This is a genomic window from Corynebacterium sp. USCH3 (genome assembly GCF_037619475.1).
Taxonomy (GTDB): Bacteria; Actinomycetota; Actinomycetes; order Mycobacteriales; family Mycobacteriaceae; genus Corynebacterium.
Genome location: NZ_JAQPZT010000002.1, coordinates 48343 through 72815 on the forward strand (window position 1 = coordinate 48343; position 24473 = coordinate 72815).

General features: G+C 66.8%; 20 protein-coding genes, 1 tRNA gene and 1 pseudogene. 14 read left to right on the forward strand and 8 right to left on the reverse strand.

All coding sequences use genetic code 11. The features are described from left to right. Nucleotides 1–133 precede the first annotated feature (133 nt). The 4 genes and pseudogenes from PQI66_RS03500 to PQI66_RS03515 all read left to right on the forward strand — a co-directional run bounded on the left by PQI66_RS03500 (nt 134) and on the right by PQI66_RS03515 (nt 5133). The gene (locus PQI66_RS03500) at nt 134–1471 is read left to right on the forward strand and encodes a 3-oxoacyl-ACP reductase (protein ID WP_339996075.1); all 1338 of its coding nucleotides are present in this window, start codon (nt 134–136) and stop codon (nt 1469–1471) included. Nucleotides 1472–1485: 14 nt separating this feature from the next. Further along, nucleotides 1486–2412: a MaoC/PaaZ C-terminal domain-containing protein gene (locus PQI66_RS03505; RefSeq protein ID WP_339996076.1), complete on the forward strand. Its 927-nt coding sequence runs from the start codon at nt 1486–1488 to the stop codon at nt 2410–2412. Nucleotides 2413–2580: 168 nt separating this feature from the next. After that, complete coding sequence (locus PQI66_RS03510) at nt 2581–3162, forward strand: YdhK family protein (protein WP_339996077.1); 582 nt, start codon at nt 2581–2583, stop codon at nt 3160–3162. Nucleotides 3163–3197: 35 nt separating this feature from the next. Beyond that, nucleotides 3198–5133 (forward strand): annotated as a pseudogene (locus PQI66_RS03515) (heavy metal translocating P-type ATPase). Here the strand turns inward: PQI66_RS03515 and PQI66_RS03520 are convergent. The 3 genes from PQI66_RS03520 to PQI66_RS03530 all read right to left on the reverse strand — a co-directional run bounded on the left by PQI66_RS03520 (nt 5120) and on the right by PQI66_RS03530 (nt 9993). Then, nucleotides 5120–7135: a glucose PTS transporter subunit IIA gene (locus tag PQI66_RS03520; RefSeq protein ID WP_339996078.1), complete on the reverse strand. Its 2016-nt coding sequence runs from the start codon at nt 7133–7135 to the stop codon at nt 5120–5122. The pseudogene PQI66_RS03515 and the gene PQI66_RS03520 overlap by 14 nt on opposite strands. Before the next feature lie 196 nt (nt 7136–7331). Beyond that, nucleotides 7332–8792, reverse strand: a complete 1461-nt coding sequence (gene rpsA / locus PQI66_RS03525) for a 30S ribosomal protein S1 (protein ID WP_339996080.1) — start codon at nt 8790–8792, stop codon at nt 7332–7334. A 118-nt stretch (nt 8793–8910) separates the two neighbouring features. Beyond that, nucleotides 8911–9993, reverse strand: a complete 1083-nt coding sequence (locus PQI66_RS03530; protein ID WP_339996082.1) for an isocitrate/isopropylmalate dehydrogenase family protein — start codon at nt 9991–9993, stop codon at nt 8911–8913. Between the two features lie 103 nt (nt 9994–10096). On the opposite strand from PQI66_RS03530, the gene PQI66_RS03535 reads away from it, so the two are divergent. Further along, nucleotides 10097–11107 carry a DUF368 domain-containing protein gene (locus tag PQI66_RS03535; protein ID WP_445227992.1) on the forward strand — a complete coding sequence of 337 codons (1011 nt, stop codon included), beginning with the start codon at nt 10097–10099 and terminating at the stop codon, nt 11105–11107. 31 nt (nt 11108–11138) lie between these two features. Next, nucleotides 11139–11846 carry an MgtC/SapB family protein gene (locus PQI66_RS03540; protein ID WP_339996085.1) on the forward strand — a complete coding sequence of 236 codons (708 nt, stop codon included), beginning with the start codon at nt 11139–11141 and terminating at the stop codon, nt 11844–11846. Between the two features lie 6 nt (nt 11847–11852). Here PQI66_RS03540 and polA read toward each other — a convergent pair whose 3' ends face one another. Further along, a complete protein-coding gene (gene polA, locus PQI66_RS03545) occupies nt 11853–14561 on the reverse strand; it encodes a DNA polymerase I (RefSeq protein WP_339996087.1) in 2709 nt (902 codons plus the stop codon). A gap of 102 nt (nt 14562–14663) precedes the next feature. Here polA and PQI66_RS03550 point away from each other — a divergent pair, with 102 nt between their 5' ends. Together PQI66_RS03550 and PQI66_RS03555 are read left to right on the forward strand one after the other, a co-directional pair. After that, the gene (locus tag PQI66_RS03550) at nt 14664–15314 is read left to right on the forward strand and encodes a TetR/AcrR family transcriptional regulator (RefSeq protein ID WP_339996088.1); all 651 of its coding nucleotides are present in this window, start codon (nt 14664–14666) and stop codon (nt 15312–15314) included. A 70-nt stretch (nt 15315–15384) separates the two neighbouring features. After that, nucleotides 15385–15469: transfer RNA gene (locus tag PQI66_RS03555), tRNA-Leu, on the forward strand. 88 nt (nt 15470–15557) lie between these two features. Here PQI66_RS03555 and PQI66_RS03560 read toward each other — a convergent pair. Further along, nucleotides 15558–16145, reverse strand: coding sequence for a metallophosphoesterase family protein (locus PQI66_RS03560; RefSeq protein WP_339996090.1), 588 nt, complete (start codon nt 16143–16145; stop codon nt 15558–15560). A gap of 93 nt (nt 16146–16238) precedes the next feature. Here PQI66_RS03560 and PQI66_RS03565 point away from each other — a divergent pair, with 93 nt between their 5' ends. Next, nucleotides 16239–16385 carry a hypothetical protein gene (locus PQI66_RS03565; protein ID WP_339996092.1) on the forward strand — a complete coding sequence of 49 codons (147 nt, stop codon included), beginning with the start codon at nt 16239–16241 and terminating at the stop codon, nt 16383–16385. 24 nt (nt 16386–16409) lie between these two features. On the opposite strand, the gene PQI66_RS03570 is transcribed toward PQI66_RS03565, so the two are convergent. Then, nucleotides 16410–17669, reverse strand: a complete 1260-nt coding sequence (locus PQI66_RS03570) for a glutaminase (RefSeq protein WP_339996094.1) — start codon at nt 17667–17669, stop codon at nt 16410–16412. Between the two features lie 44 nt (nt 17670–17713). Here PQI66_RS03570 and PQI66_RS03575 point away from each other — a divergent pair, with 44 nt between their 5' ends. Genes PQI66_RS03575 through ehuA form a run of 3 tightly spaced genes read left to right on the forward strand, consistent with a single transcriptional unit; the run spans nt 17714 to nt 20429 of the window. After that, entirely contained in the window at nt 17714–18688 is a 975-nt protein-coding gene (locus tag PQI66_RS03575) for an ABC transporter substrate-binding protein (protein WP_339996095.1), read from the forward strand. Further along, nucleotides 18685–19653, forward strand: coding sequence for an amino acid ABC transporter permease (locus PQI66_RS03580; protein ID WP_339996097.1), 969 nt, complete (start codon nt 18685–18687; stop codon nt 19651–19653). Before PQI66_RS03575 ends, PQI66_RS03580 begins: the two co-directional genes overlap by 4 nt. Continuing rightward, entirely contained in the window at nt 19650–20429 is a 780-nt protein-coding gene (ehuA, locus tag PQI66_RS03585) for an ectoine/hydroxyectoine ABC transporter ATP-binding protein EhuA (protein ID WP_339996099.1), read from the forward strand. Before PQI66_RS03580 ends, ehuA begins: the two co-directional genes overlap by 4 nt. Nucleotides 20430–20467: 38 nt before the next feature. Here the strand turns inward: ehuA and PQI66_RS03590 are convergent, their stop codons facing one another. Beyond that, the gene (locus PQI66_RS03590; protein ID WP_339996101.1) at nt 20468–20854 is read right to left on the reverse strand and encodes a hypothetical protein; all 387 of its coding nucleotides are present in this window, start codon (nt 20852–20854) and stop codon (nt 20468–20470) included. A gap of 64 nt (nt 20855–20918) precedes the next feature. Here PQI66_RS03590 and PQI66_RS03595 point away from each other — a divergent pair, with 64 nt between their 5' ends. Further along, nucleotides 20919–22283: a DUF4921 family protein gene (locus PQI66_RS03595; protein ID WP_339996103.1), complete on the forward strand. Its 1365-nt coding sequence runs from the start codon at nt 20919–20921 to the stop codon at nt 22281–22283. A 15-nt stretch (nt 22284–22298) separates the two neighbouring features. Continuing rightward, nucleotides 22299–23543 carry an amidohydrolase gene (locus PQI66_RS03600; protein WP_339996105.1) on the forward strand — a complete coding sequence of 415 codons (1245 nt, stop codon included), beginning with the start codon at nt 22299–22301 and terminating at the stop codon, nt 23541–23543. Between the two features lie 25 nt (nt 23544–23568). On the opposite strand, the gene PQI66_RS03605 is transcribed toward PQI66_RS03600, so the two are convergent. Continuing rightward, on the reverse strand, nt 23569–24465 hold the full coding sequence (locus tag PQI66_RS03605; protein WP_339996107.1) for a patatin-like phospholipase family protein: 897 nt from the start codon (nt 24463–24465) through the stop codon (nt 23569–23571). Nucleotides 24466–24473: the final 8 nt, after the last annotated feature.

Sequence of the window (24473 nt, forward strand, 5' to 3'; positions counted from 1 at the left end):
ATGTAACCCTCGTCACGGAATCTCGAGACGTGGTTCGGGGTCACATACTAGGGTACAAATGTGAACATACATTGTTCGAGCGGCCGTAGGTACGCTTTCGAATAACGGATCCACTACCAAGGAGTTACGAACGTTGTCTTCCTCCAACAAGGGCCTGCTCGATCAGGTCGTCAATTCCGGTCTCGCAGGCAAGCTCGGCGTCCCCCAGGGAGAGCCGCTGCGCCGCTACAAGAAGGGCGAGCCCGCTCTCGACGGTCCGGTGGTCATCGGCGGCGAAGGCCGCGTCGCAGCCGGCGTGAAGCCGCTGCTCAATGGTGACTACCAGTTCGTCGACGCGGGGACCGACGCCAAGCGCGCCGCCCTTGTCTTCGACGCCACCGGCATCACGACACCGGAAGAACTCCACCAGCTCTTCGACTTCTTCAACCCGCAGATGCGCAAGTTGCTCCCCTGCGCTCGTCTCGTGGTCATCGGCACCACACCCGAACTGGTGAAGGACCGCGACGAGCACATCGTCCAGCGGTCCCTCGAGGGCTTCACCCGGTCGGTGGCCAAGGAGCTGCGCCGCGGAGCAACGGCGCAGCTGGTCTACGTTGCGCCGGAGACCTCCTCCGATCTCACCGGAGTCGAGTCGACCCTGCGCTTCCTGCTGTCCGGCAAGTCCGCCTTCGTCGACGGCCAGGTCATCCGCGTCTCCGCAGACGCCTCCACCGCCCCCGAGTCCTGGGACGCCCCGCTGGCCGGCAAGATCGCCGTCGTGACCGGCGCCGCCCGCGGCATCGGCGCTGACATCGCCAAGGTCCTCGGTCGCGACGGCGCCAAGGTCATCTGCGTGGACATCCCCGCCGCCGGCGAGGGGCTCGCAGAGACCGCCAACGAGGTCAAGGGGTCGTCCCTTCCGCTCGACGTGACCGCACCCGACGCCGCGGAGAAGATCAAGGCCCATGCCGAGGAGCGCCACGGCGGCAAGGTCGACATCATCGTCCACAACGCCGGGGTCACCCGCGACAAGCTGCTCGCCAACATGGACGAGGGCCGTTGGAACATGGTCCAGAACATCAACCTCGTCGCACCGGTCCGCATCACCGAGGGTCTGCTGCGCAACGGTGGCCTCGCTGACGGCGGACGTGTCGTGGGCGTGTCCTCGATGGCCGGCATCTCCGGCAACCGTGGCCAGACCAACTACGCGACCACCAAGGCCGGCGTCGTCGGTCTCGTCGACTCCTTCTCCGAGGAACTCGCCGACAAGGGGATCACCGTCAACGCCGTGGCCCCGGGCTTCATCGAGACCGCCATGACCGACGCAATGCCCTTCGGCACCCGCGAGGTCGGACGTCGCCTCAACTCCCTGGCCCAGGGTGGCCACACCGTCGACGTCGCCGAGACCATCGCCTACTTCGCCGGCAACGCGTCCAACGCCGTGACCGGCAACACCGTACGCGTCTGCGGCCAGAACCTGCTCGGCGCCTAGGAAGGAACCCCACCGTGACTGTCACTTACAAGGAACTCCCCGCCATCCCCGACCTGATGACGGAGTACAAGGGTGCCGCCAAGAACATGGTTCCTGTGGTCGGCGCGAAGCGGTCAGCCACGAAGGACCCGTCGACGGGGTTCGAGGTCAAGGGTGTCACCATCGACATTCCCCACCTCGCCGCGTACGCGGACGCCACCGGGCTCCGCCTCGGCAATGAACTGCCGTACACCTACCCCTACGTGATTTCCTTCGCCCTGGTGATGAAGGTGATGTCGACCGACGACTTCCCTTTCAACGCCGTCGGGGGTGTGCACCTGACCAACGTGATCGAGCAGTCCCGCCCACTGACCGTCGACGATGTCCTGCACATCCGCACGCACGCGGAGAATCTGCGGAAGCACCGTAAGGGACTGCTCATCGACATGGTCACCGAGGTGTTCGTCGAGGGAGAGGACGGCGACGCCCCGGTGTGGAGGCAGACGTCGGGCTTCCTCGCCAAGGGCGCCAAACTGTCGTCGTCCGCCGACGCCACGGTCTCCGGCCGTGACGAGGACACCGGGTCCCTGTTCGACCGTCCCGAGGTCCCGGCGGATCCCACTCCGACGGCCACCTGGCCCGTCGACCAGGCCGGCATCAAGATCTACGCGGACGCTTCCGGCGACAAGAACCCGATCCACGTGTCGGCGTTGGGGGCGAAGGCCTTCGGCTTCCCCGCGACAATCGCCCACGGTATGTGGTCCGCAGCCCGGATCCTCAGTGGTCTGGAGGGCCTCCTGCCGCCCGCCGGGAAGTACTCGGTAGAGTTCGCCAAGCCGATCGTCCTCCCGACGAAGGTCGCCTTCTTCACGGAGAAGGACGGGGAGAGCTGGAAGGTTCAGCTGCGCAAGGCGTCCAAGCTGGAGACGCTCCACGCGATCGCGGAGGTGACGCCGGTCTAATCCCCCGGCGTCACATCGACGGCCCCCACCACCGCCGAGCCCCGTACACCGTTGTCGGTGTACGGGGCTTTCGCTGCGCCACCACGCTCACACGGGGGTACGCACAGGAACGGTGCGTATACTCCCTAGGGGTATACGAGACATCGACCAGAAAGCGGGACCACCCTGATGAAACGCCGATCCACCCTCTCCTCCGTCGCCACTGCAGCGGTCCTCAGCGTCGCGCTGGCACTGACGGCATGCAGCTCCGACCAGAACGACAGCACAGCGACCGACTCCGCCGGCGACGACAGTCACATGGACCACATGGAGCACATGGACCACCCCGCCGACGGAGGCCCCGCCCCCGAAGGCATCAGCGAGGCGGAGGCCCCCGAGTACCCCGTCGGCACAGAAGTCCTGCTCACGGCCGACCACATGTCAGGGATGGAGGGGGCGACCGCCACCATCGCCGGAGCCTTCGACACCTACACCTACTCCGTGTCCTACACACCCACCAACGGTGGTGAGCCTGTGTCCGACCACAGGTGGGTCGTCCAGGAGGAGCTCGCCGACGTCGGCGACGACCGGCTCGACGACGGAGCGACCGCCACCCTGGAGGCCGACCACATGGCGGGGATGAAAGGGGCCGAAGCCACGATCGACAGCTCCACCGACGAGACCGTCTACATGGTCGACTACGAGGCCGACGGCATGACCATGACGAACCACAAGTGGGTCACTGAAAGCGAGATCCGTCCGGCAGAGTAGCCGCGCGACCGGGGCCTGAGGAGGAGAACCGACAGATGCACGACCACCACACCCAGCACGAACACTCCGGGCACGACCACTCCGGGCACGGCGACCACGTCGCCCAGTTCCGGCAACTCTTCTGGGTCATGCTGATCTTCGCCGTGCCGGTGGTGGTGTTCAACGACATGTTCGCCAGCCTGATCGGCTACCCCCTGCCGGATGACGGACTCACCGGCTGGATATCACCCGTCCTCGGGACCGTCATGTACGTATGGGGAGGGCGCCCGTTCCTGACCGGTGGTTGGGAGGAGATCAGGTCCCGGCGACCGGGGATGATGCTGCTCATCGCGCTGGCACTCTCGGTCGCCTTCATCGCCTCCTGGGGTGCCAGCCTCCACCTGCTGAGCCACGAACTCGACTTCTGGTGGGAACTGGCACTCCTGGTGGTGATCATGCTGCTGGGGCACTGGATCGAGATGCGGTCACTGGCCCAGACGTCCTCGGCGCTCGACTCTCTCGCCGCACTACTACCGGACGAGGCGGAGAAGGTGTCGGAGGGCGGCACCGTCACCACGGTCGCCCCCGGTGAGCTTGAGCTGGGCGACATCGTCGTCGTCCAGCCAGGAGCCTCGGTGCCGTCCGACGGGACGATCGTGGACGGTTCGGCGTCGATGGACGAGTCCATGGTGACCGGCGAGTCGGCGACCGTCCGCCGGGAGGTCGGTGACACGGTGGTCGCAGCCACCGTGGCCACGGACTCAGGACTCCTCGTCGAAAGCTCAACGGCTCGCCGACACCGCAGCGGGGTGGCTGTTCTGGTTCGCCCTCGGTGCCGCAGCGTTGACCGCGGTCGTCTGGTCCGCCGCCGGCCGACCGGAGGACGCCGTCGTCCGGACGATCACGGTCCTGGTCATCGCCTGCCCCCATGCCCTCGGCCTCGCTATCCCGCTGGTGGTCTCGATCGCCACTGAGCGGGCCGCCCGTGCAGGCATCCTGATCAAGGACCGGTTCGCCCTGGAGTCCATGCGGTCGGTGGACACCGTACTGTTCGACAAGACCGGGACGCTCACCAGGGGTGAACCCACCGTCACCGGAATCACCCTCGGCGACGCCGGGCTTGACGAGGACGGGGTCCTCTCCGCCGCGGCAGCCGCCGAGGCTGACAGCGAACATCCACTGGCCACGGCCATCACCGACGCGGCCCGGCAGCGGGAACTCACGGTTCCCCACGCGACGGAGTTCTCCTCGTCCCCGGCAGTCGGGGTGAAAGCTACCGTCGATGGTGCCACCGTCGAGGTCGGCGGCCCCCACCTCCTCGAGAACCACGGAATATCCGAACTGGTCGACGTCGACCGCTGGCGCGACGACGGTGCAATCATCCTCCATGTCCTCGTCAACGGTACGGTCGCCGGCGCACTGCGGTTGGCCGACGAGATCCGGCCCGAGTCCAGGGGCGCCGTCGAGGCGCTGCACGCGCGGGGCGTGCAGGTCATGATGATCACCGGTGATGCCCAGGCGGTCGCAGATTCCGTAGCCACCGACCTCGGCATCGACCGGGTGCTCGCGGGAGTACGGCCCGAAGACAAGGCGGCGAAAGTCTCGGAACTCCACGACCGGGGACGCCGGGTCGCCATGGTCGGCGACGGTGTCAATGATGCCCCCGCGTTGGCCGCCGCCGACGTGGGCATCGCCATCGGTGCAGGTACTGACGTCGCCATCGGATCAGCGGGAGTGGTCCTCGCCAGTTCCGACCCCCGCTCCGTCCTGTCCGTCATCGACCTCTCCCGCGCCACCTACCGCAAGATGTCGCAGAACCTCTGGTGGGCGGCGGGCTACAACCTGGTCTCCGTTCCGCTGGCTGCCGGGGTACTGGCCCCGGTCGGATTCGTTCTCCCGATGAGCGTGGGAGCGGTACTGATGTCGGCATCAACGGTGGTGGTCGCCCTGAATGCCCAGGTACTACGCCGCCTGGAACTCAGCCCGCGCTGACGCTGCCGGCGGGCTCCTCGGCAGTCTTCGCGGTGACGGTGATGACGTCGTCACCGAATGCCGCCACCGGTGCCGGCATTCCCTCGACGCTCCCGAACTTCCTGGTGTTGACCACGACGACGGGGGTGACGGCGGAGTAGCCGGCGTCACGGATCCGGAGGGCGTCGAAGCGGATCAACGGGGTACCGGCGGTCACCCTCTGCTTCTTCTCGACCAGGACCTCGAAACCTGCCCCACCCATCTTCACCGTGTCGATACCGATATGGACCAGCAGGTCGACTCCGTTGTCGAGCCGCAGTCCGACGGCGTGACCGGTGTTCTGGACAGTGAGGACCGTTCCGTCCGCCGGTGCCACGACCGTGTCACCGGACGGTTCAACCGCGATTCCCTGCCCGAGTGCCCCGGAGGAGAAGGCCGGGTCGTCCACCTCCGTCAGCGGGACCACTTTCCCCTCCACGGGCGCGGTGATCACGGTGACTGCTCCCGGCCGCAGGGCAGTCTTCCCGACTGACGCGGTGGCCTCTGCCCCGGACGGCCCGATGGCCGCACCTTCTTCCCCGTCCTCCCTCCCCTGTTCAGCGGCGAGGCCGGCGAGAACCTCCGCCTTCTCGTCCTTCCCTCGGTAGTCGAAGAAGACGACCAGCAGCATCGAGGTAGCGAAAGCCGCGGCGATACCGATGAGGTAGCCGCCCCAGGGGTCCATCGCGGGGAAGGTCAGCAGCGAGGTGAACACGAAGGCACTCGCCTTGACGTCGAAGAAGCCGATAATGATACCGCCGACGAGACATCCCGGAAGCAAGCGGACGTAGGTCTTCTTGAACCGCAGGAGGACACCGTAGAGCGAGGGTTCGGAGATCCCTCCGAACAGTCCGGCCATCAGACCGCCCAGGGACACCTGTCGCATCCCCTTGTTCTTCTCGCGGAAGGAGATGAACAGGACGCCGGCGACGACACCGAAGCAGGCGAAGTTCCAGGCACCCATCGGCCCCTGGATGAAGTCGTACCCGAGGGTGGCGATGTTCTGGATCATGATGGCGTTGAGCGGCCAGTGAAGACCCAGCGGGACGAGGAACGGGTACAGCAGCGGGATGATGACCGCGAGGATGAAGGGCGAGACGCCGTTCAGCCACAGCAGGAAGTCCGAGATCCCGTTACCGATGCCGATGCCGAAGGGGCCCAGGAGGAAGGCCGTGGCCGGGATCATGATCAGCAGGGAGAAGAACGGGACGAAGACCATCTGGACCGCGGAAGGAATGACCTTCTTCAGTCCCTTCTCCACCCAGAACAGCCCGATCGCCGCAATTAGCGGCGGGAAGACCTGCGAGGAGTAGTCGTTGAGCACCAGGGGGACACCGAAGATGTGGACTGTCTCCCCGGCCTCGCCGAGGGACAGGAACTCCGGAGTCAGCAGCGCCGCGGGGATCGCGGCGCCGACCCACTCGTTGGCACCCAGTTTCCGGGCCGCCGTCGCGCCGATCATGATCGGGAGGAAGTAGAACACCGACCGCCACATGGCGTGCAACAGGACGTAGCCGTCGGGCTGGTCCGCCATGTCGGCACGGAAGTCCTGCCAGCCGAAGGTGTCTGCCAGGACCAGCATCGTGATGATCAGGGAAGCCCCCAGTAGTGCCCACAGCACGGGCCGGAAGGTGTCCGAGAGGAACTCGAAGCAGTAGTTCACCCAGTCGTACCGGCCACGGACCCCTCCGTACTCCTTTTTCGACGACGAGCGAGACTCCGCGTCCCCCATCCCCGGTTCCTTGACGATGGCGTTGTAGTAGTCGGCGACCCCTCCTCCCATCACCACCTGGAGACCGGTGCTTCCCTGTTCGACGACCCCCAGAACAGCCGGGTCGCTGTCGAGAGCGTCATTGTCGACTTTCGACCGGTCGACGAGGTCGAAGCGGAGTCTGGTCGCGCAGTAGGTCAGGGAGGAGACGTTGTCCGCTCCCCCGATCTCCCGGAGTATGTGCCGGGAGGTGTCTGTGGTTGCCGATGCCATGGTGTGGTTCCGCCTAGGTCAGGTGACAGGGATGAACTGCCGTCGCTGAGTGGGACAGCATTCTCCACATCATAGAACTTCACGATGGAAAAGATAAGGGTCAGGAATACGGAAGACCCGCCCCACCCCGTGACGGGGTGGGGCGGGTCAGACCGGGTACTCAGTAGCGGATCACCGCAGACTGAGCGACGGAGTACTACTCACCGGAGCCGGCGAGCTTCTCGCGCAGAGCGGCGAGCTGCTCGTCGGAGGCCAGCGAGCCGGCGTCGGAGGTGGTCTCCTCGGTGGCGGCGGCAGCGGGCTTGTCCGAGTTGCTGGAGTAGGAGCCGTTGTCGGCAGCCTCGGCGGCCTGGGCGCGGTGGCGCTCGATCTGGGCGGCGTGCGTCTTGTGACGGCGCTCGGACTCTGCGTACCGGGCCTCCCATGCCTCACGCTGCTCGTCGAAGCCTTCCATCCACTCGTTGGTCTCCGAATCGAAGCCCTCCGGGAAGATGTAGTTGCCCTGCTCGTCGTAGGAGTCGGCCATGCCGTACTTGGACGGGTCGAACTCCTCGGCGAAGTCCTCGTCGGCCTGCTTCAGGGACAGGGAGATCCGACGACGCTCGAGGTCGATGTCGATGACCTTGACCATGAGCTCCTGGCCGACGGTGACGATCTGGTCCGGGACATCCACATGGCGCTCGGCCAGCTCGGAGATGTGGACCAGGCCCTCGATGCCCTCTTCGACGCGGACGAAGGCACCGAACGGAACCAGCTTGGTGACCTTGCCCGGGACGATCTGACCGATCGCGTGGGTCCGGGCGAACACGCGCCACGGATCTTCCTGGGTGGCCTTCAGCGACAGGGAGACACGCTCGCGGTCCAGGTCGACGTCCAGGACCTCGACGGTGACCTCGTCACCGACGGTGACGACCTCGGACGGGTGGTCGATGTGCTTCCAGGACAGCTCGGAGACGTGAACCAGACCGTCGACACCGCCGAGGTCGACGAACGCACCGAAGTTGACGATGGAGGACACGACGCCCTTGCGGACCTGGCCCTTCTGCAGCTGGTGCAGGAACTCGGAGCGGACCTCGGACTGGGTCTGCTCGAGCCATGCGCGGCGGGAGAGGACGACGTTGTTGCGCTGCTTGTCGAGCTCGATGATCTTGGCCTCGATCTCCTGGCCGATGTACGGCTGAAGGTCGCGGACGCGACGCATCTCGACGAGGGACGCAGGCAGGAAGCCACGCAGACCGATGTCCAGGATGAGGCCGCCCTTGACGACCTCGATGACGGTACCGATGACCGGCTCGTCCTTCTCCTTGAGCTCCTCGATGGTGCCCCAGGCGCGCTCGTACTGTGCGCGCTTCTTGGACAGGATCAGGCGGCCTTCCTTGTCCTCCTTGGTGAGGACCAGGGCGTCGACCTCGTCGCCGACCTCGACGACCTCGCCGGGATCGACATCGTGCTTGATGGACAGCTCGCGGGAGGGGATGACACCCTCGGTCTTGTATCCGATGTCAAGCAGGACCTCGTCGTGGTCGACCTTGACGACGGTACCTTCGACGATGTCACCGTCGTTGAAGTACTTGATGGTGGCGTCGACTGCGGCGAGGAAATCCTCAGCGGAGCCGATGTCGTTGACGGCTACCTGAGGAACGTTGTTGGTGGGCATATGTGAAGTTGCTCCGAGACGGATTGTTCTTAGTGATGGACAAGGGGCACCGTTCCGCCAGCGTTCAGCGTTGCGGCACCGTCGCGCGTCTGCGGACAGACGGTTAACAGACTGCAGGCTACACGACCCCTCCGAGCTGTGCAAATACGGTCCGGGAGAACTCTTCCGTGCCCGCTCCCCCGGGTCCGGCGAGATCCTGGGTCGGACAGGATGTCAGGGCGTCCCGGACCGCAGTGGCGAGCGCGTCGCCCGCCTCCGGGAAACCGAGGTGCCCCAGCATCATGGCGGCGGAGTTCATCACACCGGCCGGGTTGGCGATGCCCTGCCCGGCGATGTCGGGGGCTGAGCCGTGGGCCGCCTGCGCCATCACGGCGCGGTCGCCGGCGTTGACGCTGCCCGCCGCGCCCAGCGACCCGCCCAGCGCCGCGGTCAGGTCGGAGAGGATGTCGCCGAACATGTTCTCCGCCACGATCGTCCGGTGACGGTCCGAACGGGTCACCAGGTCCGCGCACAGCGCGTCGATGTGCACCGGCCGCAGCTCCACACCGGTGTCGGCCGCCATGGCCTCAGCTTCCTCCAGGTACATCCCCGAGGTGCGTGCCAGGACATTGGCCTTGTGCGCCACGGTGAGCACCCCTCCCCGCTCGGCGGCGAGCTGACCGGCACGTCGGACGATACGGCGTACCCCCTGCCGGGTGAATGTACCGATCGCCAGGGCAACGTCCGGAGTGACCTTCAGGTCCCCGGAGCCGGCGAACATGTTGCGGTCGGCGTACAACCCCTCGGTGTTCTCGCGCACGACGACCAGGTCCATCTCCGGGGCCACCGCCCCCGGCAGGCCGCGGACGGGCCGGATGTTCGCCCAGAGGTCCGCACGCACGCGCAGCGCCGCCGACGGATTCTGCTGCCGCCGCGCGCCCGGCGGGTAGGACGCGTTGTCGTGCGGTCCCAGCACCCAACCGTCGAGCGCCTGCACCGCCGACCACGTCTCGTCCGGCAGGATCTGACCGGTCTCCCCGAAGGCCTCACGACCGAGAAGGAGCGGCACCCACCGCACGGTGTGCCCTCCATGGTGGCGGAGCGCGGTCGTGGTGGCGACCACCGCCGGCTCCACGATCTCCGGACCGATCCCCTCACCGGGCCAGTAGCCCAGCGTCAGTGTCCGTGCCTGAGTCTGTGCCCGTCGTTTGCCTGTCGTCATGCCCACCCGGCCGATCCTAGAGGATCGTCCCGGGCTGCCTCCCTGTTGACCGGACACGCGTCGCGCACGCAGGTTTCACCCTCCCCCGGGAAATCCGGATACGATGACGCCCGTGAAAGACAACTCCCCCAGTCAAGAACAGCCAGACGTCCAGCCACCGACGTTCGGACGTACGCCCCTCAACCCGGGGACGGTCGTCTTCAACCTCGTCCGCGGCGGGATGATCGGTTCCGCTGAGCTCGTCCCCGGTATTTCCGGCGGCACCGTCGCGCTGGTCACCGGCGCCTACGAGCGGGTCCTCTACAACGCCAACCGGCTGCTGGACGCTGTGAAGGCATTCCCCTCGGACCGTGCCGAAGGTGCCCGGCGGTTCAAGGCGGTGGACTGGACCATGCTGCTTCCCATGGCGGTCGGCATGGTCGCCATGGTCTTCGCTCTGGCCGGCATCCTCGGCTCGTTCGTCGAGGACCACCCGATCCCCGCCCGGAGCCTCTTCCTCGGCATGGTCGCCGTCTCGATCGTCGTCCCGTTGCTGATGATCGACTCCGCCGACCTGAAGCGTCGTCTGCCGGTGGCCGTCCCCCTGTTCATCGTCGGTGCACTGTTCACCTTCATCGCGACCGGGTTCTCCTCGTCGACGAATCCCGACCCGAACCTGTTCCTGGTGTTCGTCGCCGCCGCGATCGCCGTGTGCGCGCTGATCCTGCCCGGCGTCTCCGGGTCGTTCTTCCTCTACGCCATCGGTATCTATTCGGCGACGCTCACCGCCGTCAGTGACCTGGACGTGACCTACATCCTCGTCTTCGGCCTCGGCGCACTGACAGGGCTGGTGCTGTTCGTCCGCGTGATGGAGCATCTCCTCACCAAGCACCGGACCCTGACCCTGTTCACCATGACCGGCATGCTGCTGGGGTCACTGCGGGCACTGTGGCCCTGGCAGGACGACGACGCCGCCATCCAGGTTCCCGGGGACCAGGCCGGTCTTGCGCTGGGACTGTTCGTCCTCGGCGCAGCGGTCGTCGCCGCCATGGTCGTCGCCGAACAGGTCACGAAACGCCGTCGGACCCGCGACCACGCGGCACGCCCGACGCACTCCGAGGGCCAGCTCCCCTGACACCACTGAAGCAGCGGTTTAGCATGGAGGGATGATCCCGGTCACCGACCAGTTATGGCCCCAGGTGGGTCTGCTGCTGCTCGCATTCGCGCTGAGCACGGCAGTGGGCGTGGAACGGCGACTGCGCGGTCACAACGGTGGCCCCGGCACACTGGCCATCGTCGGCACGTCATCAGCCCTGTTCGTGATGCTGGGGAAGTACGGTTTCGCCGATGTCGTCTCGGAGCAGACCAGTTACGATCCGTCGCGGGTGGCGGCGTCGGTGGTCTCGGGGATAGGTTTCCTCGGCGCGGGGCTGATCCTCACCCGACGTGGGGCCGTCGTCGGTCTGACCACGGCCGCATCCGTGTGGGAGGTTGCCGCGATCGGCGCCTCGGCCGGAGCCGGTCTCTGGTCACTCGCACTCGCCGTCACCGTCCTGCACATGGTGACCACCTTCGGCCTCCGACGCCTGTCCCGTCTACTTCCCGGCCCGCACAGCCATGTTCTGCTCGACGTATCCTACGACGAGGGGCGTGGTCTGTTGCGCGCGGTCCTGACCTCCATCACCGGGAGTGGCTGGACGATCCGCCAGGTGAACCAGGAGCACAGCGCCACGCCCGGCCGACAGGATGAACGGTCCGCCACGGTCACCCTCGAACTCGTGGGGCGCCACCGGGTCGACACCCTGACGACGTCCTTGTCCGGCATGGACGGAGTCCGCCGGGTCGAGATCATCTCCAGTGGTGATCTCGAGTGAACGTGCTCAGTGCCCTGCCGCCTCCCAGTCCGGGCCGGTGCCGGTCGAGACATCCAGCGGAACCCGGAGTTCGGCGGCGCCGTCCATCTGCTCCTGCAGCAGAGCCGTCATCTCCTCGAGCTCACCATCGACGACCTCGACGACGAGTTCGTCATGGACCTGCAGCAGCACCCGGGACGCCATCCCGCGCCTGGTCATCTCACGGTCGACACGGATCATCGCGCGCTTGATGATGTCGGCCGCCGTGCCCTGGATCGGAGCATTGAGCGCGGCGCGTTCGGCGTTGTCCCGTGCGACCCGGTTGGTGGAGTTGAGCTCGGGCAGGTACCTCCGACGACCGTAGAGCGTCTCGGTGTAACCGTCCTCCTTCGCCTGTTCCACCACGTCGTCGAGGTAGGTCTTCACCCCTCCGAAACGTTCGAAGTAGGTCTCCATGATCTTCTTGGCCTCGCCAGCGGGGATGTTGAGCTGCTGGGACAGCCCGAAGGCACTCAAGCCGTAGACCAGACCGTAGCTCATCGCCTTGACCCGTCGGCGCAGTTCGGGGGTGACCTCGTCGACCGGGACGTCGAAGACCTTCGATCCGACATAGTTGTGGAGGTCCTCGCCCTGCCGGTACGCCTCGATCAGGCCGGGGTCCTGGGAGAGGTGCGCCATGACGCGCATCTCGATCTGGGAGTAGTCGGCGGTCAACAGGGTGGTATAACCGTCACCGACCCGGAAGGCACCACGGATGTGCCGGCCCGCCTCCGTACGCACGGGGATGTTCTGCAGGTTCGGCTCCGCCGAGGACAACCGCCCCGTCGCCGCACCACGCTGGTTGAAGGTTGTGTGGATACGACCGTCGTCCCCCGTGGCCTCGATGAGTCCGTCGATGGTGGTCTTCATCTTCTGGTACTCACGGTGCGCCATCAGGTGGCTGAGGAACGGGTGCCCGGTCTGCACCGTGAGCTTCTCGAGCTCACCGGCTGCGGTGGAGTAGCCTGTCTTGGTCTTCTTGGTGGTCGGCAGACCGAAGTCCTCGAAGAGGACCTTCTGCAGCTGCTTCGGGCTGGACAGGTTGAGCGTGTCGTCACCGGCCAGCTCCCGCGCGGAGGCGACCTCCTCGGCGATACGGTCGGTGTAGTTGTCCGACAGCTCCTGCAGTGCGGGACGGTCGACCGAGATCCCGTGGCTCTCCATCCTGGCGAGGATCGTCGCCAGCGGCACCTCGAGATCCAGGTAGAGCTCCATCGCACCGATCGAGGCGAGTTCCGGGGTCAACGACGTGACCAGTTCAAGGACGGCCTGCGCGCGCATGACCGGTGTCGCACCGTCGGCGAGTTCGTGCCCGACGTGGCGTTGCAGGACGTCGGCGAGACCGGTCGAACGGACGTCCGGACGCAGCAGGTAGGCGGCCAGCGCCGTGTCGTGTTCAACACCGTCGAGCCGGATCCCCGACCCGTTGAGCATGTGCCAGGAGCGCTTGGAGTCATGCAGCCACTTCGCCGCCGACCGGTCGGCGAGATACCCCAGCAGCGCCTTCTCGTCCTTGGGGGCCTGGTCTGCGAGGTCGATCTGCACGGCGTGCAGGACGCCGTCGTCACCGGTCACCGGATCCAGCAGAACGACGCTGTCGGCGTGACCTCCGAACGGCGTCCCCTCACCGTTGACCTCGACGACGATCGGCCGGTTGACCGAGGCGTCACCGTGATTGCGCCCGTCCTTCCAGCCGGCACGGGCGGTGAGCCAGGCGGCGAGCTTCCCGTCGGCCAGGTCGTCGACGGAGAGTTCGACGGCTGCACCGTCCTCGAACTCGATGCCCAGTACCCGGAATGTCCGGTTGCGCAGGTTCGCACCGAACTGCAGGGAGTCGAAGAGGGCGGTGGCCTCCGACGCGTCGACCGCCCTCGGACGCAGAGCCGACAGTGGGCCATTGTCGCCGTCGAGATCCCCGAGGTCGAGGTCGCGGACCATCTCGGTGACCTTGCGGGCGAGGACGACATTGTCGATGTTGTCACGCAGCGATTCCCCGACCTTCCCGCTGAAGTCGTCGAGGTGGTCGATGACGGCATCCAGGCTGCCGTACTTGCTGATCCACTTCTGCGCCGTCTTCGGGCCGACGCCGGGGACGCCGGGCATGTTGTCGGAGGTGTCCCCGCGCAACGACGCGAGGTCCGGGTACTGCGACGGGGTGACCCCGTACTTCTCCTCCACCCGCGCCGGCGTGAACCGGTCGAGCTCGGAGACCCCACGCAGGGTGTAGAGGACGGTGACGTCATCGTTGACGAGCTGCAGACTGTCCCGGTCACCGGTACAGATCACGGTGCGCATGCCGGCGTCGCTGCCCCGGCAGGACAGGGTGGCGATGATGTCGTCCGCCTCGTAGGACTCCTTGGTCAGGGTGGTGACACCCAACGAGCGGAGTGCCTCCTGGATCAGGTCGACCTGGCCCCGGAACTCCTCCGGTGCCGGGGGACGCTGCGCCTTGTACTCCGGCAGGTCCTTCTCCCGGAAGGTCGGACCGGAGAGGTCGAACGCCGCCGCGATGTGCGTGGGCTTCTCTGTGTCGACGAGGCCGAGGAACATGCCCAGGAAGCCGTAGACGGCGTTGGTGTACTGGCCTCCGGTCGTGGAGAAGTTCTGGGCCGGCAGTGCGTAGAACGCCCGGAACGCCAGTGAGTGTCCGTCGAGCAACAACAGGGTGGGACGTGGGTCTCCGGAGTTGTCTGTCATGTGACCTTCCTGCATGTCCGTGACACCTGTCGGTCACATGTCGGACACACTTCTCGTGGTGGCTGCCGCGGTCGGCGTCGTACCCCGGCTATCCTAGTCGCCATGAGTGACCAGACAGAGAGCATCCCGGACGAAGCGACGTCCCCCCGCGACAACGAACGGCAGTCGTCGGCACGTCGGCGGGCGGAGCAGACGAGGGTGAGCATTCTCGAGCGCGCCAGAGTCGCGTTCAACCAGCGTCCCTACAGTGAAGTGTCACTCAAGGACATCGCCGAGGACGTCGGCGTCAGCGCACCGCTGATCATCAAGTACTACGGGACGAAGGAGAACCTGTACGAGGCCCAGCTGGACTTCACCGAGGCGGCCCAACGGCTCGACAACGTCGCGTTCGCGGAGATGGGTACGCATCTGGCGCGGCTGGCCGTGACCTCAGCCGACGACAGCCCCAACTCACTGGTACGCAAGCTCGCCGACGCCGGTGGCAACCGGCACATCGTCGATGCCCTGGGGAAGGTGTTTCGGCAACAGGTCGTCGCCCCGGTGCTCGAGAGGGTCGCCGCGGAGTCCCTCGGTCACTCTCCCACTGACGCGGAGATGCGGGCTGAGGCGGCGATGTCGATGGTCATCGGCCTGGCCCTGATGCGACGGCTGGTGACCCAGGAGTACTTTCACGAGGCCGACGTCGACGCTTTCGTCGAGTACTACGGGGGTCTTATCCAGTGCGTCCTCGACGGTGAGGACGCCCGGGCGTAGCCGTCCGTACGGCGGCCGCCGACCCCGTGTTGTCGGCGGTGACAACTCTGCCGTATGCTTTCCGGGGTCGGCCCTGGTGGCGGAATTGGCAGACGCGCTGCACTCAAAATGCAGTGTCTTCGGGCGTGTGGGTTCGAGTCCCACCCAGGGCACCACTCGACGACCCCGCCGGTCTCCACGGAGACCGGCGGGGTTCTTCGTGTTCCCCGGTTCCGCCGGGTCGCGGTCACTGCGGGTTAATGGTCACTGCCGTACCAGCGCTGCCAGGTCGTCCTTCCTCGCCGGTCTCATCTCCCACGCGTCGAGGCTGACGCAGAGTTGCAGCGTCCCGGCCGCCGAGTAGCTCAGTTTGTCTGTGGAGTGGGTGTGCCCGTGGGTGATCGGTTGACCACAGTCCCGCGGGCGCCACTGCACGTGGCGGTCAGGGCTGGTGTGGTCGCCGTCGTAGGGGAAGTGATTTACCACTGCCCGCTGCCCCTCGATCTTCACGGTCATCGCGGAACCGACCGTGTCGAAGGTCCGGAGGAAGCGTGAGTGGCCGGCCAGTGAACGTGCATGCATCGGATGCACCGCGTCATGGTTGCCCGCCACCAGGTGGAGGCGTGCCCCGGTCGCGTCGCGCACCTGCGCCAACAACCGCAACGCACGGTCCTCCTCGTCGGGCATGCCCGACGAGATGTCACCGAGGACGAAGAGCCGGTCACCGGGCAGGAGACGTCGTGCGAGGTTCTCGACCAGGACCGCGTCATGCTCCGTCGTCGCGTCGAACCCCCGCGCGGTTGCCGGGGTGGGATGGCCGAAATGAGTGTCGGCGGTAAACCAGTCCGTCATCCGTTCCATGGTACTTGCCCCGCCGATGCGCTACATTGGGTGGGCAAACTGTCGGGAGCCACCCGGCGCGCTACGTCCCTCAGGAGAAAACCCGTGGACCTTCCTATCGCCGACGCTGTCGAAACCTCTGGCGCCTACGCGTCCAACGCGCTGTTCATCGCAGGATCCATGCTGTCATCCCCGTTCGGCCTCATCGGCGATCTGGGAGCCTACCTGACGTCGTTCCTGCCGCGCTCCTAGACCACAGACCGGCAGTCCCGCCGCCTACTGGTCGTCGAACTCGGCTGCGGTCGTCGCCACCGGCGTGCCGTCCTCGAACCTCCGCTTGCCGAGGACGTTGTTCGGGTCGACGACGGCGACCTTCTTCCCGTTCTCACGGATCCGCCGGAGCCCCTCCTTGACCATGCGCCGGCCCACGGGGTTGCTTTCGGTGACCTGACGGGCGTCGATGATCACCCGGGGGGTCTTGATCTCCTTGTTCTCCGCGGCGGTCAGGAACTCCTCCGCGCCGGAGAAGTCAAGTCCGCCCTGCAGCCGGAATATCGTGGTCCGGCCACGGGTACGTATCCCCCGCACCGCGCTGCCCTTGCGGGTCACGGCCGACATCAGGTGCAGACCCATGTCCTCGGACAGTGCCCGGAAGATCTTCGCTCCCCGCACACTGTTCCCTGACTCGTCGAGCTGCGGGGAGAAGGTGGCGATCCCCAGCTGTCCCGGCAGCGTGCCCATCAGTCCGCCGGCCACCCCGGACTTCGCCGGGATACCGACGCCGGCCATCCACTTCCCTGCCCCGTCGTACATGCCGGCGGACGCCATCACCGCCTGCACCTGCCGGCACACCAGCGGTTCCAGGATGCGTTCACCGGTGATCGGCTGCACCCCGCCGAGTGCGAGCGTCGCCCCCATTACCGCCAGATCCTTCACCGTGACCCGGATGGCGCACTGCCGCGTGTAGCTGGCGACGGCGTCCTCGGCCGAGTCCACGATGACGTCGTAGCTGCGCAGCATGTGTGCCAACGCCAGGTTGCGGTCGGCGGTACCGGTCTCCGACTCGGTGACGTTCTCGTCCACGGTGAGCTGACGCCCGGCCAGCCGGGAGAAGTAGTCCACGATGACCTCCACCCTGTCCTCGACCGACGAGTCCTCCCCGTTGATGAGCTGGTTCACCGCGATGGCGCCGGCGTTGATCATCGGGTTGACCGGCCGGTGGGTCCTGCCGTCCAGGGAGAGTTCGTTGAACGCCTCCCCGGACGGCTCCATCCCGACGGTCTCGATGACCTTGTCGACCCCGCAGTCCTGCAGTGCAGCGGCGTAGGCGAACGGCTTCGAGATCGACTGCATGGTGAACTCGCGCTCGTCGTCGCCCACGCTGTAGACCCACCCCTGGTTCGTGCACATGGCCAGTGCCAGCGGTGTCGGGTCCGCCTTGGCGAGTTCCGGGATGTAGTCGGCCACGGCACCACCGTCCTCGTCTCGGACCCGGTCCAGGATGTCATTGAGATAGTCTTCGACGAGAGAATCCATGGGGCCCGAGACTAACAGAATCCGCCGCCGATATACTTCCCCCCATGACACCCCATTCCGTTCCCCGACCGGGCCGGACCGCCCGCAGGGTCGGCTCTGTCCTGGGGGCGCTGATGCTTTCGACGTCCCTGGCGGCCTGCGTCACCAACGAGGAGTCCGGGAACCCCGACGGTTGGGTCGACACCCTGCCGGAACCTGTCCCCGCCCTGCAGGACCTGCTCCCCCGGGAGTACCGCGATTCCGGACGCATCTCGGCCTCCACCAACCCGACCTTCCCCCCGAATCAGTTCAAGGACCCGTCCGGCGAGATCATCGGCTTCGAGGTCGATCTCGTGCGTGCCGCCGGTGCGGTCCTGGGCCTGGAGGTGGGCTTCCAGCAGCAGGACTTCAACCTGATCCTGCCGTCGATCAGTGCCGGGACCGTGGACATCGGGACATCGGGGTTCTCCGACACCGAGGAACGGCAGAAGTCCTATGACTTCGTCGACTTCTACACCTCCGGGATCTCGTGGGCGACCACACCGGGCAAGACCGTTGACCCGCAGGACGCCTGCGGGCTCACGGTGGCGGTCCAGAAGGGCACCTACTCGGACACCGACGATGTCCAGGTGAAGTCGGACGAGTGTGTGGCGGCCGGACACCCGGGGATCAACAAACTCGTGTACGAGTCCGCCAATGCGGCGGCGAACGCCACCGCGCTGGAGCGTGCGGACGCGATGAGTTCCGATTCCGCGGTCACCGACTACGCCATCCGGTTGTCCGACGGCAAGCTGATCCCCGCCGGCGACGCCTTCGACACCACCCCCTTCGGATGGGCGTTCAGCAAGAACTCCGATCTCGTCCCGGCGTTCGCCGCCGCCCTCCAGTACCTGATCACCTCCGGACAGTACGAGGACATCCTCGACCCCTGGGGCCTCACCGACGGGGCCGTGGACTCCGTCACCGTCAACACGCAGGACGTCGACCTGCCTGCCGCGGCAACCGCCGGGGCCCCCGCCGACGAAGGAGCATCTTCATGAGCGACCACCCCCGGACCCCGGAACGCACCCGTCCGACCGACAATGACGTCGTCCCCCTGCGCCACCCCGGCCGCATCATCGCCTCCGTGATCCTGCTGGTCGTCGTCGCCCTGTTCATCTGGGACGCCGCCCACAACGAGGCCTACGGCTGGAGCATCTACGCCTCGTACCTCTTCGACACCCGTATCGCCGAAGCCGCCCTGCACACCCTGGCACTGACGGTGCTGGCGATGGTCGTCGGTGTCGTCCTGGGTGCCGTCCTGGCGGTCCTGCGCATGTCCCCCAACCCGGTGACCAGCGGCATCGCCTGGCTCTACCTCTGGATCTTCCGTGGCACGCCGGTGTACGTGCAGCTGGTGTTCTGGGGGCTGCTCTCCGCCATCTACCAGTCGGTCAACGTGGGCTTCACCGAGATCGAGCTCGAACCCCTCCTGAACAACATGTTCTGGCTCGCCGTGATCGGCCTGGGTCTGAACGAGTCCGCCTACATGGCCGAGATCGTCCGCGCCGGAATCCAGGCCGTGCCTGAGGGGCAGTCCGAGGCGTCGAAGGCGCTGGGCATGACCTGGTGGCAGAACATGCGCCGTACCGTGCTGCCCCAGGCCATGCGGATCATCATCCCGCCGACCGGCAATGAGCTGATCAGCCTGCTGAAGACCACGTCACTGGTCATCGCCCTGCCCTACGCCGGGGAACTGTACGGCCGGTCCATGGACATCGCCTACGCCATGTTCGAGCCCGTGCCGATGCTCCTGGTGGCGGCCACCTGGTATCTCGTGATCACCTCGATCCTCATGGTCGGCCAGCACTACCTGGAGCGCTACTACTCCCGTGGGTCCTCGCGGGCGTTGACCAGCCGGCAGCTTGCCGCACTCACCGACGCCGAAGGCCTGCCCCCGTTGAACATCACGGTCGAGGACGCCGGGAACCCCAGCAACAGCACCCCGAAGGAGAACGGCCGATGAGCACCCAGCACAGCACCCCGATGATCGCCGTCAAGGACGTGTGGAAGCGCTACGGCCGACTCGACGTCCTCAAGGGTATCGACCTGGAGGTTCCCGTCGGCAGCGTGACCTGTCTGATCGGCCCCTCCGGTTCCGGCAAGTCCACGCTGCTGCGCTGTGTCAACCACCTGGAGAGCATCGACGCCGGCCGCATCGAGGTCGACGGGGACCTCATCGGTTACCAGGAGCGTCACGGCCGCCTCCACCAGATCTCCGAACGCGAGGCCTCTCGTCAACGTGCGGACATCGGCATGGTCTTCCAGCAGTTCAACCTGTTCACCCACCGCACCGTGCTGGCCAACATTATCGAGGCCCCGGTGAAGGTCAAGGGAGTGCCCAAAGCTGAGGCGGAGGCCACCGCGCGCGAACTCCTGGCCCTGGTCGGTCTCTCCGACAAGGCGGAGGCGTGGCCGGTCCAACTCTCCGGCGGTCAGCAGCAGCGCGTGGCGATCGCCCGTGCCCTGGCCATGAAACCGAAGCTCATGCTCTTCGATGAGCCGACGTCCGCCCTGGACCCTGAACTCGTCGGTGAGGTGCTCAACGTGATGCGCCGTCTCGCCGATGACGGCATGACCATGCTCGTGGTGACCCATGAGATGGGATTCGCCCGGGAGGTCGCCGACGAGGTCGCCTTCATGGACGGCGGGCGCATCGTCGAGCACGGCCCGGCCCGTCAGGTCATCACCGACCCGCAGCAGGAACGTACCCGGTCATTCCTCTCCAGCATCCTCGACTGAGGACCATATAGGAGGTGGAGCCCCGTCACCCCGTCGACTCAGGGCCGGATGTCGACGTGCCACGGCACGCGCGGGCTCCCCGGATCGTCGAGGACCTGCTGGAAGAGCTGCTCGGCGGGCTGCTTGTCCCGCGTCACCAGGACATCGGACATCCGGGCCGTCAGGGCGCTGATACTGCCGTCGTACCTCGTCACGTCCACCGTCAGCGTCGCCGGCTCCGGGGCGTCCCCGGTCCCGGCGACCGCGTCAGCGAAACCGTAGTCCCGCCAGACGTCCTCGAGACTGCCGTCGACGGGGGTCCCCGTGGCCACCTCGAGGCCGGCAGTGAGCACCTCGGAATTGAGGTCCAGCAGGTGGCGGAGATCGGCGACGATACTGTCGCGCTGGTCGGGGGTGGAAAGAATCTTGAACACGATCTGAGGCATGGGGACCAGTAAAGCACTGACTTGCTCCCACGGCCAGGGTCCGAGCGACTAGTGTTGGGTAACTGTGATCGGCCACTCCTCCATCTCCCCAGCACCGGTGCCCCCGTTGACGACGTTGCCGGACGGCACCATCAAACAGGTCAACCCGTTTTCCGGCACGGAGGTGTGGACGGTGCCCAGCCGCGGCCACCGTCCCGTCCGTGAACGTCCGGAGGACGTCTTCGACATCACCGCGGACAACCGGGACAACCAGACGGACTTCGGCATCGCCGACCTGCTACGGACGACGCCGGAGAAAGGCCGGATGGTCATCGACGACAACGGTGACCCCCGCATCCTCCGCGGACTCACCGTCTCCGAGCTGTCGGCGACGGACCCGTTGTTCCGGCGTGTGGCGAACCTCTACGAGATCCTCACCTACGACTACTGGCTGGTGAACTACGGGCACCGGATGGACGCCACGGCGGCACGCCACATGGCCGAGTACCTCTCCGAGCCGGAGGGGCGGGCCCACGTGGAGCAGTTGCTGCGGATCCGGATGGCCGCCGCCGGGCGCCCGGCCGACGAGATCGACGCGCTGTTCACCGAGGAGCGCGCCGTGCAGAGCGTCAACGAGCTCGGCGCACCGTTGTTCGGCGGTGGGCACGACATCATCCTCGCGCGTGACCACTACATCCCCGGTGCCACCCGCAGCGACCAGCTGCTGAGTTCCGGCGAGATGAGCTGGTCGGACCACCGGCTCTACATCGCCTTCACCGTCGACGCGATGGACCGGCTCTACCGTGCCAACCCCTACGTCCGCTACGTCGCGGCATTCCAGAACTGGCTGGAACCCGCCGGCGCGTCGATCGAGCACCTGCACAAGCAGCTCGTGGCCATCGACGAGCACGGTCTGCAGAACGAGACGGAGATCGCCCAGGTCCGGGCGAACCCGAACATGTACAACCAGTGGGCGGTGGACTACGCCGGCCACCACAACCTCATCGTCGCCGAGAACGACCATGCCGTGGTCTTCGCCGGTTTCGGTCACCGGTGGCCCACACTCGAGGTCTTCTCCCGGTCCGGCACCACCGAACCCTGGCTGATCAGCGACGAGGAGCGGGACGCGGTGGCCGACCTCGTCCACGCCTGCCACGTCGCCGCCGGACCGCACATGCCGTCCAACGAGGAGTGGCTGCACCGGCCGTTGGACGTGGACGTCCCCATGCCGTGGCGGATCATGATCAAGTGGCGTGACTCGACCATGGCCGGGTTCGAGGGCGGCACCAAGATCTTCATCAACACACTCAGTCCGGCGGGCCTGAAGACCAAGGTGCTCGCCAGCCTCCGGGACGCCCGCGACCACGGTCGGCTGGCCCCCGGCATCCGGCTCGGCGACGAGATCGAGTTCCAGCGCAACTCCCTGCGGTACAACCCCGCGGTCCAGTAGCTAGAATCGTCGTCCATGAGTACACCTGGGAACCCGACCGGCATCGCGGAGTTCGTCGACAGTCATGGTGTGGACCTGTCCTGGACAGGTGACTTCTACACGTGGATGCACGAGAACCCTGAACTCAGCGAGCACGAAGAACAGACCGCGGCACATGTCCTGCGCCGTCTCGAATCCCTCGGCGCCGAGGTGACCAGCGGCATCGGCGGCCACGGCATCACCGCGGTGTGGCGCAACGGCGACGGCCCCACGGTGCTCTACCGTGCGGATTTCGACGCCCTGCCGGTCACCGAGGACACCGGCGCGCCCTATGCCTCACGGAATCCGGGCGTGATGCACGCCTGCGGACATGACGTGCACACCACCGCCCTGATGGGCCTGTGCGAGATCATGGATGCCCGGCGGGACGCCTGGTCCGGGACCTTCATCGCCCTGTTCCAGCCGGCGGAGGAGGTCACGCGCGGCGCCACGTCCATGATCGGGGACGGCCTGGCGGAGCGCATCCCCGCCCCGGACGTCTGTCTCGGCCAGCACGTGATGCCGGGACCGGTCGGCACCGTGTTCTCCTCCGCCGGCCCCGTCATGGCCGCGTGCGACACCATCACCGTGACCCTGCACGGGGTGTCCTCCCATGCCTCGGCACCCCACAACTCGATCGACCCGACGTTCCTCGCCGCCATGATCGTCGTCCGACTCCAGGGCATCGTGGGCCGTGAGGTCGCCGCCGACGACTTCGCGGTGGTCTCGGTGGGCACGCTCACCGCCGGGCACACGAACAACACCATCCCCGACACCGCGACGCTGGTGCTCAACTGCCGTTTCTACGACACGACGGTGCGGGACAGGACGTATGCGGCGATCGAGCGGGTGATCCAGGCCGAGTGTGTGGCGTCCGGGACCCCGCAGCCCGCCGACATCGTCTACTCGGCCCGCGGGGAGCTCACCGACAACGACAGTGCCGTGCACGAGACCGTCCGCCCGGTCTTCGACGCCGTCTTCGGCGACCGCTCACAGGACGCGACCCGGTGGACCGCCTCGGAGGACTTCTCCGAGATCCCCCGGCACTTCGGCGTGCCCTACGAGTTCTGGCTCACCGGATGCACCGACCGTGACGAGTGGGATGCCGCGGTGACCGCCGACCGGGTCGCCCAGGACATTCCCGGGAACCACTCCCCGCACTTCCTGCCGGCGCCGGGCACCGTTGACGCGGCGACGCGGTCCGCCCTGGCGGGGGTGCTGGCCTACCTCTGGCGCTCCTGACGGTGGCGGCGGGGAACGGAGGCCGTCAGCGGGTCCGCACCGTCGACTGCCCCAGGAACTCGTCCATCGTCGTCCAGTCCCTCCGCGCCTGCACGGTCCCCCGGTGCAGGGAGTCACGCAAGACGTCGACCTTGCGTTCCGTGGAGCTCACCGGGGCGTCGTCCTCCGGGAAGTAGAGGAAGGCCCGTCCCGCGCGTTCCAGGGCGTAGAGACGCGCCATGGTGGCGTTGTACCGGATGTGCCGGGTGATGAGCGCCTCCGCCACCGCCGGGTACCGGCGCAGCAGCGTACGCCACACCTTCGTCCTGCCCATCGGGGGCTTGACGTAGCCCCGGGGGTGGGTGAGTACGGCGAAGAACCGGTCGTAGCCGTCCGCCAGGGCAGCCTCCAGCGGGATGCCCCCGGACGGTCCGAGTGCACCGTCGACGTAGGGCACGCCGTCGATCCGGGGAACCGGCATGGCGAAAGGAATCGTCGACGACGCCCGGACCCGCTCCATCAGCTCACTGCCGGAACTGATGTCGTCCCGCCCCCAGTACACCGGGTCGCCGGTGTCCGCACGCGTGGCGCAGATACGGAACTCGGTGTCCCCCTCGAGCACCCGCGACGCATCGTACGGACGCGGAAGGTCAAGTGTCGGCGCCTGACCGTAGATGTACTCGGCGTTGAAGTAGCCCTTCCCCCGCAGCAGCCACGTCCAGCCCCCGAAGTTCGGGTCAGTGGCGAAGTCGACGAAACTGTGACGGAGCCGGTCCCGTTCGTCGCTGAGATAGCTGACCAGGTGCGATGCGCCGGCCGAGACACCCCCAACCCAGCCGAAGCGGACCTCGTGCTCCATGAGCACGTCCATCGCACCGGCGCTGTACGACGCACGCATACCTCCGCCCTCGAGCAGCAGTGCCGTGTCGCGTGCGTCGATCATCAGTGGTC